Raw genomic sequence first — 16,366 nt, 5'->3', positions numbered from 1 at the left:
GGTAGCATCCATACGTAGAAAGAGATTTAGTGAATTCTAAAGGGCAGTTGACAGATAAATGAATAGATCTGTCGCTGTCCTTTGGAATGTTCCATTAGGGCCAGAAGATGGAAGAAAAAGTAATGAATATTTAGATCAAAAGTTCTATACTTAACGAGTCTCAACCAAATCCATTACACAGAGAAGGAGTTAAGTATGTCCAGAGTATCCAAATGGCTCATCGTCAGTTTAGTTTCAATTTTTATACTCAGCATGTCGCAATTCACAGTCTCAGCGTCCACTTCAATAACTCAAACGGCTCAGAACGCAGAGCGATCCATTTCATCCACAGATCGGGTGCAACATAACATTCGTTTTGCAATCAGAGGCACGGAGGTGACCGTGACTACGCTTCGAACAAGTTTTGATACTGGTGAACTCAAAGAAAATGAGTACCATTTTACCGATCCAGCTATTCTCCCTAGAATACATACCGGTCTGACGACAACTTCCCATCAGTATGATCCTATCGTTAGTGACACACCAGCAGGGTTAAAAGGATACATAACTTATTATGCCACGGATGATAAGCAGCATTATTACGTTTTGTACGAGTATGACTATAGCTCGAACACACTTCGCAAGGTCCATGAGGGCGAAAACCGTATCCACTTGGAACCTCAAATCGGAATATATTATACGATCTATGAGAAAAACGTACCTAAATCCAACTACTATTCCATGGTCACAGGAAAAAAAGTATACACTCGCGGAAAGCTTTTGCTGGAAAGGGATTTTACAGATACCAAATATGTGGTATCACCGATTCCACAAACCCGTAATTTTGGGGTTTATTGCACAGATACTTTAGATTGTCACTATCTTGAATATGGCGGTATAAAGGGGAAGAAGGCCAAAGTAAGCGACTTGTGGATGAAGCCCGACCAGAAGACGGGCTTGTCTACTAAAGCTTTTCAGGTAAGTGCAGATGTTCATCTAAATGTTTCTCAAGGCAACACGAGGGATCGGAAATCAGACTGGACTGTGGTTGTAACCAAAAATGGCAAAAAAACTACACTGATTAAAGAGCGAGTGGGCTATGTGCAATCATTTATCTCACCCGAAAGAAAAACATTGGTTCTGGTCACAGAGAACGGTCTGGATAGTAAAATGGAGTCGTCCAAGGTACAAGTCTATGATTTGAAGACCCTTAAGCGGATTCGTTCCTATGATTCTCCTTATCGCGCTCGTACCGAAAGTATCCAGTGGATTACTGAGGATGAGTATATTATTGAACAGTATTTTTCCAATCCAGGCTCTTACCCGCCATCCTTATATGTTATTTCAGAAAATAAACATCTTAAATTGAATTATGGTACGTACAGTGACTGGAAAAAATATTGGAATTCTTTTCAGTTCTCTAATGTGTTTTTCCCGATGGAACCTGTAGCTATTAAGTCTGATCAGGGTGTATTGGAGTATAAAGGGCAGCCCACCTTCTATATGGAAGGTCAGCATTATGTTCCTTTAGAAGAATTCACTAAAGCATTTCATATTCAATATAATCTCGGGAAGGATCGGCTCACCTTCACTCGTGGTCAGCGTTCTTCCAGTGTGAATCAACCTTCAAAACAATTGTTGACGCTATACAATCAGACCTTTATTCCTTTAGGTCAGTGGAGTAAGGACTTGGGGCTCAAAGTGTCGGAAACAAAAGCAACTGGTTACAACAAACAATTAAGCATGAGCGATGAAGAAAAGGGAACTGATCTAGCCATGGATTCCAAAATTCTTCCTTTTCATGCAAGAGCACGATGGATGGATCGGGTAGGGGAGAGTTACCAATTAGATCCGGTAAATACAAGGCCGATGGAATCAGCTGTGCCAGACCGAATTGATGGTGTGGTGCTGAATTTTGATCGAACATTGACCATTTCCTCCTCTAAAGATTCAATTACAGAGTTGCTGTTCATCAATCCAGACTACACTTCGGTGCTCGGGAAAGTATCTTTAACGGGCATACCTGAGAGGAAGTGGGGATTTAGCACAGCCAAGATTCCAGAAAACATGTTACAAGATGGTGTGCTTAACGTGATTGTTCCCGTGAAAGAAGGAAAATCAACGATGGTGTACTCCTTGAAGCTTCCAGAACCATTTGATAAAAATAAATTCTAAAGAAAATAAGCAGTTCTGGTACAGCATCATTTTTGCTGTGCCTTTTTCATTTTTTTGGGTAAATATAATCAGGCCTAATGGCTTAAGATCAGGAGTGGGGGCGCATTGAGCCCAGCCAAGGTTCCTTTTACAATGAAAGAATAGAATCTTTCGCCGACCTCTTTAAATTGACAGCATGGAAAAGGGGAATGACTTTGCCTTCATATACATCGTTTCAGTGTTGCGGCCGGGAGGCCTTGTTGCTGTTCCAACTGATGAATATTCCGGAAGCGGATCAGCTTCTCATGGATCTGAAAGACCCTCCATTACAGGGTGAACAGGCCAAGCATAGCTATGAACAAATTCTCACAGGTCTTGTTGAAGAAGGTATTATTGAATTGGACAATCAACAGATCACCATGGACCCGCAAATATATAACCTGCTTACAGGCTGTAAGCTCAGTAGTGCAATAACCAGACTAGATTTGCGTGCAACAGATGGGAAATCATCGGTGACCTATGGATTTTTGTCAGGCATGCAGATGGTTGAGTGGGTCTGGGAACCTGCACAAGATCAGGCGCTACTCACTTCTTTTGACGAATTCGAAAAAATGTTTCAGGTCATTGGGAATCGGATTGAACTACCTGATCCATTAGCTTCCAATGTGAACCCTCAATCACAGGATACAATTCGTACACCCATGCAGGTAGAAACGTTGCAGCGTCTGTCTGCGTTGGCGGTCGATTCAGCACTGGAGATGATCGAATCTATTTTGCAAGAGGACCGGCATCTGGATCAGACTTTGATGCAGACATTGGCTAAAGGCTTTGCCACGCTGGAGAAGTGGGGGCAGTATGAAGTGTACACCCGAGGACAGGAAGGACAGCCGCAAACCATTTATTTTATAGGTAGTATCCACGGTAATTGGTTGTTCCTTGAGGGGGAAGAGAAGGGTCTATTAAAGCTTTCAAGATAACGGAAGAAGAACTGGTGCAGAGCCTGTTTCTGCTAACGACGCGTTCATTATCCGTACTGTCCGGAGTTTAAGTCCGATATGAGTCATACATATATGTAAACTAAGGGGGAATCCAGTTGACCAAAATTGTCATGAAGTCAGACTATCTGAATTCACTCGCACAGCAGATTGAACAGGTGACGGCACAACTGCAACAGGTGGACAGTGTTCTCCAACATGCCATTCAGGGAGCTGCCTGGCAGTCGGGGAATCGACAGACTATTATTGGCCTGTACCAGACACATCAGCATCGGTTTCAGACGGCTGGACAGAGCATGCAACAGCTGGCTGCATATGTAAAGACAACCCGTGAGAAGATGGAACAGGAGGATCAGTCAGGGGGGACATTTGGGCTTACGGGTATCAATCCACTCGCTCCTTTTGATGGCCCTGGGAGCACGGTAGGAACATTGACAGGAGCAGCGGCAGTTGCCAGATTGGGTTATCGCGTGAAGAACGGTTATATGATCAAGGCTCAATTGGATCGGAATTCTCCTCGCGTTCTGGTCCGTGAGAGCTATGATTCGGTTAAAGACAATAAGGCTACGAACGGCAGACCAAGGGATTACAAAATCCATTATGTGCGTGATATCGAAGCCAAAATTGCCAATGGAACGGCTACTCCTCAGATTAAAGAAGTAGCTTCTATGATCAAGCCTGGTTATGCCGTAAAATCGGCCTTGACAGACAAGCTTGGCTGGGCAAGTGTGGGAATAGACGTGTTTACAGATACCCAAGAGAACATCAATCAGAACGCGGGCAGTGACAAAATTGCTGGTGATATCATTGGGAATGTTGTCGTAGGCGGTGCAACAACGGTAGGTGCAACGCTGTTGACTGCGGCCATCTTGCCTGCGGCGGCACCTGTGCTTGCAGTAGGTGCAGTGGGGTTGGGCGTTTCCGTAGGTCTGACTTACCTAGCTGAAGGGGTTACGATGAATATGGATTTGGACGGTGACGGGAAGGATGATTCGGTGAAGGATGTTGTTAAGCATGGTGCGAAGAAAGCCTGGTCCACAGTGGCGGGGTGGTTTAAATAAATGGCGAACAAAAAACGTTCAAAACCCTCGGCCCGTGACGTCGTTGTTTCTACAATGTATGAAGGCACTCCTTACCCAAGGGAAACATTTGAGAACTATCTGGTCATCTATGCGGCAGATGGTATTCGACTGAGTGTAGGTACGCTGGTTCTGTTTTTTCTTAACGTATTTCTGCTCATTCCCGTGTTCAGTGTCCCGTTCCAATCTATGTATGCGTATATTCTCGTGCCACCGCTAGTCTTTATGAATATATGGGCGATTGCCCTTATTGCTGCCCCACGCAGACTTCAACTGAATTATGTATTGTTCCGAGGGGTATTTGGCATCGTTTGTTCTGTGGGATTTATGGTGATTATACAGAAATTTGCCTACGGGACACTTGCTCTGACGACACCTTGGTACGCCATTGGATCATTTGCAGTATATGGTTTTGCCTTGTTTCAATACGTGAAGTTTCGTTTGCGTAAGCTACGGCTGCCCCCTCAGCGGAAAAAAGGGGATAAAAGCCCGGGTATGCCTGTTGCCACATTAACGATGATTACGGGCGGAGCATATCTTCTGGCCAATATTTCACTGGCCTTTGTTACGCAGCAGACTGTGGCTGTTGTGCTGATGTGTGTATACATTATGCTGGCCTTTGTCGTGTTTCACTTCATTATGGACTTGCATCGGTATTACTGGCTTCGCCAGGTTATGAACAAATCAGAGGGGTAATTGCAGGATAGAGACATAATTAAGGAGGGCGATCATTTTGGAAAAAAATATAGCTTCGTTTCTGCCGAATGGGTCTGTTATTCGTTTAAAAGAAGGTACCAAGAAGCTTGTCATCTATGGACGCAAGCAGATGTTAATGACAGAACCACCCCGTCAATTTGATTATATTGGCTGTCTATACCCTGAGGGTTACATTAATCCGGATTATACGTATGTATTCAATCATGAAGATATCGAAGAGATCATTTTCAGAGGGTATGTGGATCAGGAGGAAGAGACATTTGCGGCGGAACTGGAGCGTAAGTAGCCCGAGTTGTAAAGGTCGGTTCTACATATGAGGAAATGAAAAAAAACGGATCAGTCCTAACGTGACTGATCCGTTTCGCGGAAACGCGTCGCTGTCTGTTGAAGACTGGTGCTGGTTTCCTGTAAACCGCGCAAATAATGACCGATGTTTGTCATGCTGTCATTCATACGCCCGAGAAACTCTCGCTGGCGTTCCCCTTCCCACTGTCCCTCAGACTGATCAATCATCGTTTTGAGTTGGGTAAGAATATCATGTCCGTTCTGGGATGCCTTATTGAACTCACCCGCAAGTTGTTGCAGTTCTTCTGGGGACAGATCAATACGCTGGTTCATGAGGTCCACTCCGTTTCTCTTCTTGCATAAGATAATGTATATTCCATTATAACCCCATCTTTTTCAAAATGAAGCTGGACAAAAGCCTTGTTTTCAGATCAGTGTAGCGTGTCTTACATAGGACAAAACACACATCAAATCAGCCCCAGCTCATAGAGCGGGACCGAAATGATGTGTGTTTCTTTTTTTGTTTATTTCACTTTTTGTACGGATACCGCCATTTGCTCCAGTTGAGTGTGAGTCAATTGGTTATTCGGCGAGCTGATGGTTACATAACGATCATCCAGCTTGAATGTGAGCATATCCGTTTGGTCTGGTGTATACCATTTGGCTGATACGCCATTAGGCAGTTTTACCGTTTTGCCATCATAGCTGAACGAGTAATCTTTAGGGGATACCGTTACATTCATACGATTAAAAACAAAGTTTACACCATCACCACCCGCACCTACGCTTTTGAACGTATCTCCAGCAACCATATGTTGTGGGGCATAGGCTGTTGTGAACCCGTCAAACTTCGCAAATGCTTTGCGAATGTTATCCAATTGTTGTTTGCTATAGTTCACATCTGCAAATGCAGTGATCCCTTGATCATTGTTGCTGTTGGCTTTTTGAACAGAGACAGCGACTTGTTGCAACTGAACTTGGCTCAGCTTATGATCCGGGGAGCTAAGGGTAACGTAGCGATCATCCAGTTGGAATGTGAGCATGCCCGTTTGATCTGGTGTGTACCATTTGGCAATAACACCATTGGACAGTTTCACGTCTTTGCTCGTATAACCGTCCGAATAATCTCTTGGAGACACATCCACTTTCATATGGTTGAAAACAAAACTGACGCCGTCGCCACCCACACCTACACTTTTGAACGTGTCACCTGCGATCATCTGCTGAGGGGCATAAGCGGTCTCGAACCCATCGAATTGTGCAAAAGCTTTTTGAATGGCCTCTTTTTGTGCTGCGCTATACGTTACATTTGTCAGAGCTGATGGATTGCTCGTAGCTTGGCCGATAATGACCTGTCCTTTTTTGCCGTCATAGGATACAGGCACATGCAGTGCATCGGCAAGCGCTCGTACGGGCAGATAAGTAGAGTTGTTATAAGTAATTGGCGCAAGTTTGTTGCCATTGCCATCCGTTGGTGAGTAAGCCGCGCCATCGACATTAAAGCTGATTCCATGGTTAAGGTATGCAGAGATTTTCTCCAGTTGCGTTCCGGCAAATACACCCGTTGCTCCTGTTAATGTCATGCCCAGTACCATCATCGTTGCTACGGATTTCTTCATGTTTTTTTTCATCATATATCTCTCCTTCAAGTTTGGGGTTAGTTTTGTTTAATGGGCTCGCTGTCCCTTATGGCTTTATATTAAACCCCGAACATATCCAGAATAATTCTGAATTATCTCCAACTTGTAAACATGTGTATATATACGGAGAATGTAGAACGAAAACTGAAGCTGCTTGGTGTGTTTGAACGTATTCTTTGCCGAATCGAAACATTTTAGTTAAAAAGATAGAGGATTAGTCCGCCAAAACCAAGTACAATCGCACCAACGTATACATAGGAAAGTTTGCTTAGGTTTTGCTTTGTGCGGCGGTCATATTCGGGGTTGCTGGTCTGATTGGCTTTGGAATTTCCGATGATCATGGTAGCAATACCTCCAAACAAGGCGATACCCACAATTAAAACATAAGGCAACCAGGTCATGAATGGACCTCCTTTGCGAATAATATGTTATGTCCTTATTGTACTTCAGGATAACCTTTGATGTAAGCTTTAGTTGAGAAATAAAGGAAAATGAAGTATCTATATTACAGTATGTATGTGGTCTTGGATCGGAAAGATCACTACAATTTTATATTTTTTTAATTCAAAAAAACCTTGATACAACAGGAGTTCGCAGCTTTCTTCACTGAAAGCTGTGAATTTTTTTTGCCCACAGAGTGATCCAGAATAGAGAACCCTGCGTTACACCCTATGAAGACGACGACGAGGAAAGAAATTATACACACAACATAATCGAGGAGTGAACACGTAATGAAAATGAAGATGAAGAAGTTTATCGCACCTGTACTTAGCTTGACACTGTTGATGCCGGGGATCGCTGGAGCAGCTGCCGCACCACAGACACCAATGACCATGATGAAAGCATCCGTGAACACACCTGCGGCTGACCTGAGAGCAAACCTGGACCACCTGTTGTCCGAGCACTTTGCACTCGCAGTAACGGCAATGGCCAAAGCATATGACGGAGCAAAAGATGCAGATGCAGCCTACAAAGCACTCGACCAGAATGCACTGGATATGCAACCAGCAATCGCTTCCCTATACGGTGACGCAGGTGCCAAAGAATTCGAACGCATCTTCCGCGCTCATAACAAATACACAGATGATCTGGTGAAAGCAACCAAAATGGGCAACCAGGCTGGAATCAAACAAGCACAAGCAAACATCAACGGTTTCGTGGATGAGTTCTCCACATTCCTGAGCACAGCTACCGAAGGCAAGTTGCCAAAAGCAGCAGCCAAACAGGCTCTGAAAGTACATGAAGATCTCGTGCAAAAAGTATTTGATGAGTATGTAGCTGGAGATTACGCTGATGCATACAAGGCTTACCGTGAAGGTTTCAAAGAAATGTTCGACGTAAGTAAGGCTCTCTCCACAGCAATTACGACACAAATGCCTGAGAAATTCGAAAATACCAAAGCGGATACAAAAGCAGCTGATCTGAGATCTGCACTCAACCACTTGGCTTCCGAACACTTTGCGCTTTCGGCTCTGCAAATGCAAGAGCAATTTGATGGACGTACAGCCGCTTCCAACGCACTGATTACAACTGAAGCTGGAAACACAGCTGACTTCAAAGCAGCAATTGCTTCCGTTTACGGTAATGATGGTGCCAATGCTTTCGAGAAAATTTGGGTAACGAACCACGTTAACGCACAAAGCGACTATGTAAAAGCCGTTAAAAACAACGATGCTACTGCTCGTGCAGCAGTAGAGAAACGTATTGCTGGATTCACAACAGAGTTCGCTACATTCCTGGATTCTGCAACAGCTGGTAATCTGCCAAAAGCAGCAGGACAACAAGCACTGACAACACATGAAAATCAAGTACAAAACGTATTGAATCAATATGCAGCAGGTAACTATGATGCTTCGTACACAACGAATCGTGAAGGCTTCAAAGTGATGTTTGGTGTAGGTCAAGCTCTGGGTAACGCCATCGTGACTCAATTCAACGACAAATTCCAAGAGCCAGCAACACCAGCACCAGCGCCAGAAATGACAACGGTGTGGATGCAACTGAACAGCAAAATGCTGAAGATTAACGACAAAACAACCAACATGGATACTACACCAGTGCTTTGGAAAAACACAACATACATTCCATTGCGTTTCCTGAGTGAAGGTATTGGTGCAACAGTTAAATGGGACAAAAAAACACAACAAGTAACCGTAATGGCTGGCGATGATACCCTTGAATTCTGGGTGAACAACAACGTTATGGAAGTGAATGGTGTGAAGAAAAATGTGGGTGCAACTGTATTTGTAAACAAAGATGGACGTACGCAAGTACCCCTGCGCTTCATTGCTGAACTTCTGAACTGGGACGTGAAATGGGCACAAAAAGATGGTTCCATTACGCTGACTAAATCGATGTAATAGTAGAGTGAAACAAGATTAAAACAAAAAGAGCTGCCCCATACGGCAGCTTTTTTGTATTCACCCAAAAGTTCAAATATTTGGTATAATCATCGAGTAATGACCTACATAACAGCTTGAATAGCCGATGGAGTCTAGAATGATGTATGATAATTTGGTATAAGCAAAATGAAGAGGGGGACAGAGGAATGAGTACATCATCAAAATCGGAGCGCCCAGCGAGAAATGTGGATACCCGGTTATTTGTTGCTTGGGCCGTTTCCGTTATTGCAACAGGGGGGAGTCTCTATTTCAGTGAGATCAAGGGCTTTCTTCCATGTGATCTGTGCTGGTACCAGCGCATATTCATGTATCCACTAACGATTTTGCTGGGCATTGCTTACTTTAAGGATGACGTGGGCATCACGAAATACGTACTCCCACTGAGTTTCGTCGGTGGCGGCATTTCGTTATATCATGTAACGATCCAGCGTATTTTTTCGGCTACAGGTAATGCCGTCGCGTGCGGTAAGGTTCCATGTTATACCGACTATTTGAACTGGTTTGGTTTCATCACAATTCCATTACTGGCACTGATCGCCTTTATTATCATCATCGTGATGCTGTGGGGTATCGGCAAAACACCAAAATCTTCTTAATAAGAAAGGATAGATGGTGATGAGCGGACAAGCTCGGTGGTTCATGCCCTTCGTTATTCTGCTCCTCCTGACGGTGGGATGCTCTTATGAAGAACAGTCACAATCGGGCGAGATGCCGGAGATGATCAAAGTGAAACTTGACGTTCCAGAGAAAGCTTCTCTTCATGAACCAACACGGTTGCAGGTGAAGCTTACACAGGGAGATGCACCGTTAAGTCATGCTGACCATGTGCAATTCCAGATCTGGAATGAGCTTGATGATCCGCCTTCTGTATCTCCGGAACAAGGTATGATGACAGCGGACGAACTGGAGAATCAGGGGGCTATAACTGCCAAGGAGGCAGAGGAAGGGCATTATGAAATCCAGCATACCTTTGAAGAACCAGGTACGTATGTGGTACAGGTCCATGTTACGCACGGAGCTATGCATAGCATGCCGAGAGCGAGAATTGTAGCGGAATGAAGCAGCAGGCGGGTACCAAGGCTTTGGTTCAGGTTTAACAATAGGTTTATAATGTTAAAGGTATGAAGAATGTTGTAGGAAAAGAGGCTGTTATGGCAACTATTCATGATGTTGCACTCAGGGCAGGAGTTTCTGTAACTACCGTCTCGCGTGTATTAAACAACCGGGGATATATCAGTCAGAAGACTCGTGACAAAGTGTATCAAACCATGGACGAACTGAACTATCGACCCAACGAAATTGCCCGTTCTCTTTTGCGTAAGCAATCCAATGTGATAGGCTTGATTATCCCCGATGTATCCCATCCGTTTTTTGGAGAACTGGCTAGCTATGTTGAGTATCATGCTTACCAGAATGGATTTAAAATTATGTTATGCAATTCCCACATGGACCCTTCCAAAGAGCGTGAATATGTGGAAATGCTCAAGGGTAATCGCGTGGATGGCATTATTATGGGAAGTCATACACTGGAAGTTGATGAGTATATGAATCTGCATTCCCCAATCGTGACCTTTGATCGTAAGATCGGTGAAGACATCCCGTTTATCTCATCTGATAACTATCAGGGAGGGGTTATGGCTGCTGAATTGTTGCTCTCGAAGAACAGACGACATTTGGCACATATCTGCGGTAATTTGGAATTGCAAATGCTGTCCAATCGCCGGACGACAGGTTTCGTTGATACATTGCAGGCTCATGGAGTCAAACCGGTCATGATTCATGAAACCGATCTGAATGTGTTTGATCAGCATCAGTATACGAAATTGGTGGATAAGCTGCTTGCACAACACCCCGAGGTGGATGGGCTCTTTGTAACGAGTGATCTGATGGCGGTGCATGCGCTGAAGCAGATCGGGTTAGGTGGGCGCAAGGTACCCGACGATATTGCTATTATAGGTTATGATGACAGTCGTGCGGCAGCGTATACGGTGCCTGGCATTACAACGATCAGGCAGCCGGTGGAGGCCATGGCTAAGCTGGCGATTGATCTGATTCGGCGCCAGCTCGCGGAAGAGAAGATCGGAATGGAGCATATTTTGCCAGTTAACATCGTTGAGAGAGAGACGACCTGATACAGGTCGTTTTTTCCTATTCGTCCTTTTGCCATGAAGAAATGAAGTCGAGAAAATTTTTTTTGAATGGTATGTCAAACGATTGACATGTCAAACCTTTGACATTATAATTCGATTTGTAAGCGTTTCCTTTTAAACTATTGATCGGGGGCCATAACAAGATGAAAAGAGAACAGAGATGGATGAAATTATCGGTATTGTCATTGATTATGATGCTTGTATTGTCGGCATGTGGAAGTAAAGCAGCGACGGAGTCCAACTCCTCCTCAGAGGGTAGCAGCAGTGAGAGTGTTAAAATCACCTTGCTTAATTCCAAGTCGGAAATTAACAGTCAGTTGGAACAAGCAGCTAAAGACTTCCATGCCGAAAATCCAAATATAACACTCGAAATTGTACCTGTAGGCAGTGGACAGTCTCCGTTTGAAAAAGCGTCTGCTCTGTATGCCTCCGGCAGCCCTACAACGATGATGATGCTGGATACAGGAGATGTCGAGAAATTCAAGGATCGTGTTCTGGATCTCACATCCGAGTCTTGGATGAAGGATGCTGTGGAGAACAGTACAGCGGCTACAACGTTTGATGGCAAAAATTATGCCTTCCCGTTCTCTATTGAAGGATATGGATTCATCTATAACCAGAATGTCTTGGATCAGGCGGTAGGTGGGACATTCGATCCAAAGTCTGTACAGACCACTGCACAGCTTGATGAGTTGTTCCAAAAGATCGCTGCTACTGGAAAATCACCTTTGATTGTATCTCCGATGGATTGGTCGCTTGGTGCGCATTATCTGGGGCTTGCATATGGCGGGCAGTCTTCAGACCGTGCGAAGGTGGATCAATTCATTACTGATCTGAAGGCAGGTCAAGTGGACCTTGCTTCCAATGCCGTGTTTAATGGCTTGTTAGATACATTTGATCTGATGAAAACCTACAATATTGACAAGGCTTCTCCACTGTCCGGAACCTATGAGCGTGGACCTGAAGTGCTTGGCAAGGGTGAGGTAGGTATCTGGTTCCAGGGCAACTGGGCATGGCCACAAATTTCAAGCTTTGATACAGCAGATGGAAAATATGGCTTCCTCCCGGTACCTGTGAGCAATAATCCAGATGATTTCGGTAATACGCAAATCTCTGCTGCCGTATCCAAACGAATATTGCTGGATAAGGAAAAGAGCACACCAGCGCAACAGGAAGCAGCGAAGAAATTTTTGGACTGGATCGTTTATAACGAAAAAGGTCAGGATTTCCTGGTGAATCAAGCCAGTATTATTCCGGCATTCAGCAACATTACATTGGAGCCAACCGATCCACTTGGCAAATCCATTAGTGAATACATCAAGGCAGGCAAAATCGAGGAATCAATGAGCACACTTCCTGCGGATCACTGGTCCAAACTGGGTGCATCCATGCAGAAATATTTGGCTGACGTCATTGACCGTGCCGGACTTGCCAGTGAAATTCAGGCATACTGGAGCAACGTGAAATAAAGGAATTAATCATAGCCCTGTGCAGCACATAGAGAGAGACTTGCGGTACGCCGGAGATGGTGAACATACAGCTTCCACACGAGGTCTGTTCGACTTGTTTCCGGTATAACCGCCAGGCTAATCATTTGGATAGAGTGGAGGTTGACAATGCTGACCGAAAAAGGATTATGGACACGTCTGCGCACCCGCCTGATCTTTACTGGCCCGACATTATTTGCGTTTGCTACGGTGATGATTATTCCATTTTTGTATGGTATTTATTTGACGTTTACGAACTGGGATGGCATTGCCATCGATCAAAACTTTGTTGGCTGGGATAATTACATCGGTGTGTTCAAGGACACCGTGTTCTGGAAATCATTTGGGATGACGCTGGAGTACGTATTTATTACCGTTGTGCTGACCAATGCGGTTGCCTTCCTGCTCGCTTACGTTGTAACTCGGGGAATGAAGGCACAGGGCTGGTTTCGGGCTGGATTTTTCCTGCCAAATCTGGTGGGTGGAATCGTGCTTGGTTTCATCTGGCAGTTTATTTTTAATCAGGTACTCGTCTTTGCAGGACAAAAAATGAATCTCACGCTGTTCTCCACCTCTTGGTTAGCTGATCCGGATAAAGCGTTCTGGGCTCTCGTTGTGGTGACCGTTTGGCAGTATGCCGGTTATATGATGGTTATCTACATTGCAGGACTGATGAATGTGCCGAAGGATGTTATGGAGGCAGCCAGTATTGATGGGGCAAGTAATCGCAAAATGCTGGCGCGCATTGTATTGCCACTGATGGTTCCTTCGTTTATTGTATGCATCTTTTTGTCACTGCAACGGGGATTCATGGTGTATGATCTGAACGTCTCTTTGACCAGTGGCGGGCCCTTCAAGAGCACAGAGATGGTATCCATGCATGTTTATGAGCAGGCCTTTCTTGCTCGTGACTACGGATTGGGTCAGGCAGAAGCCTTTGTTCTGTTTATCCTTGTAGCCGCCATTACATTGCTCCAGGTCTATTTCAGCAAAAAACTGGAGGTCGAGGCATGATGGCTGGACAATCGCGCATTCTCAACTGGATGAAGTTTATTGCATTAATCATTGTGATGATTTTGTTTGTATTTCCGTTTGTGCTTCTAATCGTCAATTCGTTCAAGGCTAACCAGGCAATTACCTCCGATCCGCTGGGCTTGCCAAGCTCCTTTCAATTCGATAATTACGTCAATGCGTTTGACAAAATGGGATATGTATCCGCATTCAGCAATTCGTTGCTCATTACCATTGCAGGTGTATTACAGATTGCTCTTTTTGCGGCGATGACAGCCCATTACTTTGTTCGTCACAAAAGCAAGGTGAATCAGTATCTCTTTTTCCTGATGGTAGCTGCGATGATTATTCCGTTCCAGGCCATTATGATTCCATTGGTTAAAATATACGGCTCGCTCAGCCTGCTGGATAACAAGTGGTCGCTGATCTACATGTATATTGGCTTTGGCAGTCCGCTCGCCGTATTTATCTACCATGGCTTTATCAAAAGTATTCCCCTGGAGCTTGAAGAAGCGGCTCTAATGGATGGCTGCGGCAGAGTGCAGACCTTTTTCCGTATCGTACTGCCAGTGTTACTGCCAACAACCGTAACGATTAGCGTGCTGAATGTATTGTGGATATGGAATGATTTTTTGCTGCCTTCTCTAGTACTGACTTCATCCGAGCAGCGTACGCTGCCGTTGTCCACGTTTTATTTTTATGGGACATATACAGTGGATTACGGTCCATTGATGGCTGGTCTGGTGTTGACCCTGCTACCTGTCCTGATCGTTTATCTGTTTGCGCAGAAGTACATTATTCAGGGGGTCATGCAAGGGGCAATCAAATAAGTTCAGTCGGGTGATATAGAGAGAGACAGGAGTGAAGGACATATGAACCAGGAACGACACGAGAAGCAGGAAATAGACACAAGGCAAGAGACAGACCTTGGACTGACGAGTTCTTCGGCTCAAACAAAGGAGAGGTATACACTCGCCCGGGCCAACGCATATATCAAGGAGCATCGACATCAGGTTGATCCAACCTATCGAATGGCCTATCATTTGATGCCAGAGGTGGGCTGGATGAATGATCCCAACGGGTTCATATACTTCGGTGGGATGTATCATTTGTTCTATCAGCATTATCCCTATGAACCGGTATGGGGGCCGATGCACTGGGGCCATGCGGTGAGCCGTGATTTGGTTACGTGGTCTTACCTGCCTGTTGCACTGGCGCCCGATCAGAGCTACGACAGTGGAGGCTGTTTCTCCGGAAGTGCAATCGTGCAGGATGGCAAGTTGGTGCTGATGTACACGGGACATGTCGTGACTGGACCTGACAAGGATAACGATTACTTGCAGACACAGAATATCGCTGTCTCGGACAATGGGATTGATTTTGTCAAAAGCACGATGAATCCGGTCATTCGGCTGGATCAGATTCCGGAGCATACGAGTACGAAGGACTTCCGTGATCCAAAAGTGTTTGAACGAAACAGTGTGTACTATTGCGTCCTTGGATCGAATGATGCTGCGGGCAAAGGTGTCATTCTGTTATACCGCTCAACGGACATGCTGGATTGGAGTTATGTCAACATTATGGCCCAGAGTGACGGGACGCTTGGCGACAATTGGGAATGTCCCGATCTGTTCACACTGGATGGCCGAGATATTCTGATCATGTCTCCGCAACGCATGCCTGCTCAGGGAGATAACTATCGCAACTTGCATTCGACCGTTTATATGATGGGAACGCTGGATGAAGACCAGGGTGTGTTGAAGTACGAGCAGTACGTTCCGTTGGACTGTGGCTTCGACTTTTACGCACCTCAGACGATGGAGGATGCACAGGGACGACGAATCATGGTGGCTTGGATGGATACGTGGGAAACGGAAATCCCGACACAACAGTCCCATGCCTGGGCTGGAGCGATGACGTTGCCAAGACAATTGATTCGTAGGGGAGAACGATTGATATTCCAGCCTCTTTCCGAACTTATACAGTACAGGTCGGAAGGCACCGAGCAGTATGGTATACATTTAAATGGTGATGAACATGATTTTGATCTTGGAATCAGTGGAGACCGTTACGAACTGTATGCTGTATTCGAAGCGGAACAGGCACAACACTTTGGGTTAAAGCTGCGCACGGGTGAGGATGAAGAAACCGTGATTTCCTATGATGTAGAGCAGCGGCGTTTATGCTTGAATCGCGAGCAGGCCGGACAAGGGCCGGGCGGAGAACGAGCTGCAACAGTGGAACTGCTTGACGGGAAACTGGAACTTCATATCTTTATGGATGTCAGCTCCATTGAGGTGTTCATTCAGCAGGGGGAGCAAGTGATGACAGGACGGATCTATCCTGGGCCGAACTCAACAGGTATTAAGGCTTTCTCGTCCGGAACGTGCACGTTGACCGAACTTCGCAAATGGGATTTACGAATTCCTCGATAAAATCTTTTCTAAAATACAGCCTTGACCTTGAA

16 protein-coding genes are annotated in these 16,366 nt (G+C 45.1%); 13 read left to right on the top strand and 3 right to left on the bottom strand.

The window, feature by feature from the left end; genetic code table 11:
• Nucleotides 1-195: 195 nt before the first annotated feature.
• The 5 genes from MHH25_RS26605 to MHH25_RS26585 all read left to right on the top strand — a co-directional run bounded on the left by MHH25_RS26605 (nucleotide 196) and on the right by MHH25_RS26585 (nucleotide 5,210).
• Nucleotides 196-2,154 (top strand): hypothetical protein, encoded by a 1,959-nt coding sequence (locus MHH25_RS26605; protein WP_340018558.1) that lies wholly within the window; start codon nucleotides 196-198, stop codon nucleotides 2,152-2,154.
• A 239-nt stretch (nucleotides 2,155-2,393) separates the two neighbouring features.
• Nucleotides 2,394-3,110 carry a hypothetical protein gene (locus tag MHH25_RS26600; RefSeq protein WP_340018557.1) on the top strand — a complete coding sequence of 239 codons (717 nt, stop codon included), beginning with the start codon at nucleotides 2,394-2,396 and terminating at the stop codon, nucleotides 3,108-3,110.
• A gap of 116 nt (nucleotides 3,111-3,226) precedes the next feature.
• Nucleotides 3,227-4,189, top strand: a complete 963-nt coding sequence (locus MHH25_RS26595; RefSeq protein ID WP_340018556.1) for a hypothetical protein — start codon at nucleotides 3,227-3,229, stop codon at nucleotides 4,187-4,189.
• Between the two features lie 54 nt (nucleotides 4,190-4,243).
• A complete protein-coding gene (locus MHH25_RS26590) occupies nucleotides 4,244-4,903 on the top strand; it encodes a hypothetical protein (protein ID WP_340020554.1) in 660 nt (219 codons plus the stop codon).
• A gap of 37 nt (nucleotides 4,904-4,940) precedes the next feature.
• Complete coding sequence (locus tag MHH25_RS26585; protein ID WP_076212877.1) at nucleotides 4,941-5,210, top strand: DUF4176 domain-containing protein; 270 nt, start codon at nucleotides 4,941-4,943, stop codon at nucleotides 5,208-5,210.
• A gap of 56 nt (nucleotides 5,211-5,266) precedes the next feature.
• Here MHH25_RS26585 and MHH25_RS26580 read toward each other — a convergent pair whose 3' ends face one another.
• From MHH25_RS26580 to MHH25_RS26570, 3 genes are all read right to left on the bottom strand, one after another.
• Nucleotides 5,267-5,542, bottom strand: coding sequence for a WXG100 family type VII secretion target (locus MHH25_RS26580; RefSeq protein WP_076212874.1), 276 nt, complete (start codon nucleotides 5,540-5,542; stop codon nucleotides 5,267-5,269).
• A 191-nt stretch (nucleotides 5,543-5,733) separates the two neighbouring features.
• Nucleotides 5,734-6,843: a stalk domain-containing protein gene (locus tag MHH25_RS26575; RefSeq protein ID WP_235200716.1), complete on the bottom strand. Its 1,110-nt coding sequence runs from the start codon at nucleotides 6,841-6,843 to the stop codon at nucleotides 5,734-5,736.
• A gap of 200 nt (nucleotides 6,844-7,043) precedes the next feature.
• Nucleotides 7,044-7,250, bottom strand: a complete 207-nt coding sequence (locus MHH25_RS26570; RefSeq protein ID WP_017692174.1) for a hypothetical protein — start codon at nucleotides 7,248-7,250, stop codon at nucleotides 7,044-7,046.
• 330 nt (nucleotides 7,251-7,580) lie between these two features.
• Between MHH25_RS26570 and MHH25_RS26565 the strand changes: the two genes are divergently transcribed.
• The 8 genes from MHH25_RS26565 to MHH25_RS26530 all read left to right on the top strand — a co-directional run bounded on the left by MHH25_RS26565 (nucleotide 7,581) and on the right by MHH25_RS26530 (nucleotide 16,334).
• Nucleotides 7,581-9,209 (top strand): copper amine oxidase N-terminal domain-containing protein, encoded by a 1,629-nt coding sequence (locus MHH25_RS26565; RefSeq protein WP_339191318.1) that lies wholly within the window; start codon nucleotides 7,581-7,583, stop codon nucleotides 9,207-9,209.
• A 188-nt stretch (nucleotides 9,210-9,397) separates the two neighbouring features.
• A complete protein-coding gene (locus MHH25_RS26560; RefSeq protein WP_047841622.1) occupies nucleotides 9,398-9,847 on the top strand; it encodes a disulfide oxidoreductase in 450 nt (149 codons plus the stop codon).
• Nucleotides 9,848-9,866: 19 nt separating this feature from the next.
• Nucleotides 9,867-10,310 carry a FixH family protein gene (locus tag MHH25_RS26555; RefSeq protein ID WP_036668090.1) on the top strand — a complete coding sequence of 148 codons (444 nt, stop codon included), beginning with the start codon at nucleotides 9,867-9,869 and terminating at the stop codon, nucleotides 10,308-10,310.
• A gap of 92 nt (nucleotides 10,311-10,402) precedes the next feature.
• Nucleotides 10,403-11,383 (top strand): LacI family DNA-binding transcriptional regulator, encoded by a 981-nt coding sequence (locus tag MHH25_RS26550; protein WP_338707047.1) that lies wholly within the window; start codon nucleotides 10,403-10,405, stop codon nucleotides 11,381-11,383.
• A gap of 161 nt (nucleotides 11,384-11,544) precedes the next feature.
• Nucleotides 11,545-12,870, top strand: coding sequence for an ABC transporter substrate-binding protein (locus MHH25_RS26545; RefSeq protein WP_315372333.1), 1,326 nt, complete (start codon nucleotides 11,545-11,547; stop codon nucleotides 12,868-12,870).
• A gap of 147 nt (nucleotides 12,871-13,017) precedes the next feature.
• A complete protein-coding gene (locus MHH25_RS26540) occupies nucleotides 13,018-13,902 on the top strand; it encodes a sugar ABC transporter permease (protein ID WP_036606829.1) in 885 nt (294 codons plus the stop codon).
• Nucleotides 13,902-14,729, top strand: coding sequence for a carbohydrate ABC transporter permease (locus tag MHH25_RS26535; protein WP_340020553.1), 828 nt, complete (start codon nucleotides 13,902-13,904; stop codon nucleotides 14,727-14,729). The genes MHH25_RS26540 and MHH25_RS26535 overlap by 1 nt, the downstream gene beginning before the upstream one ends.
• A gap of 42 nt (nucleotides 14,730-14,771) precedes the next feature.
• Nucleotides 14,772-16,334 carry a glycoside hydrolase family 32 protein gene (locus MHH25_RS26530; RefSeq protein ID WP_340018555.1) on the top strand — a complete coding sequence of 521 codons (1,563 nt, stop codon included), beginning with the start codon at nucleotides 14,772-14,774 and terminating at the stop codon, nucleotides 16,332-16,334.
• Nucleotides 16,335-16,366: the final 32 nt, after the last annotated feature.

The organism is Paenibacillus sp. FSL H3-0457 (assembly GCF_037981725.1).
Classification (GTDB): domain Bacteria; phylum Bacillota; class Bacilli; order Paenibacillales; family Paenibacillaceae; genus Paenibacillus; species Paenibacillus amylolyticus.
This window is presented reverse-complemented; position numbering and strand designations above follow the sequence as displayed.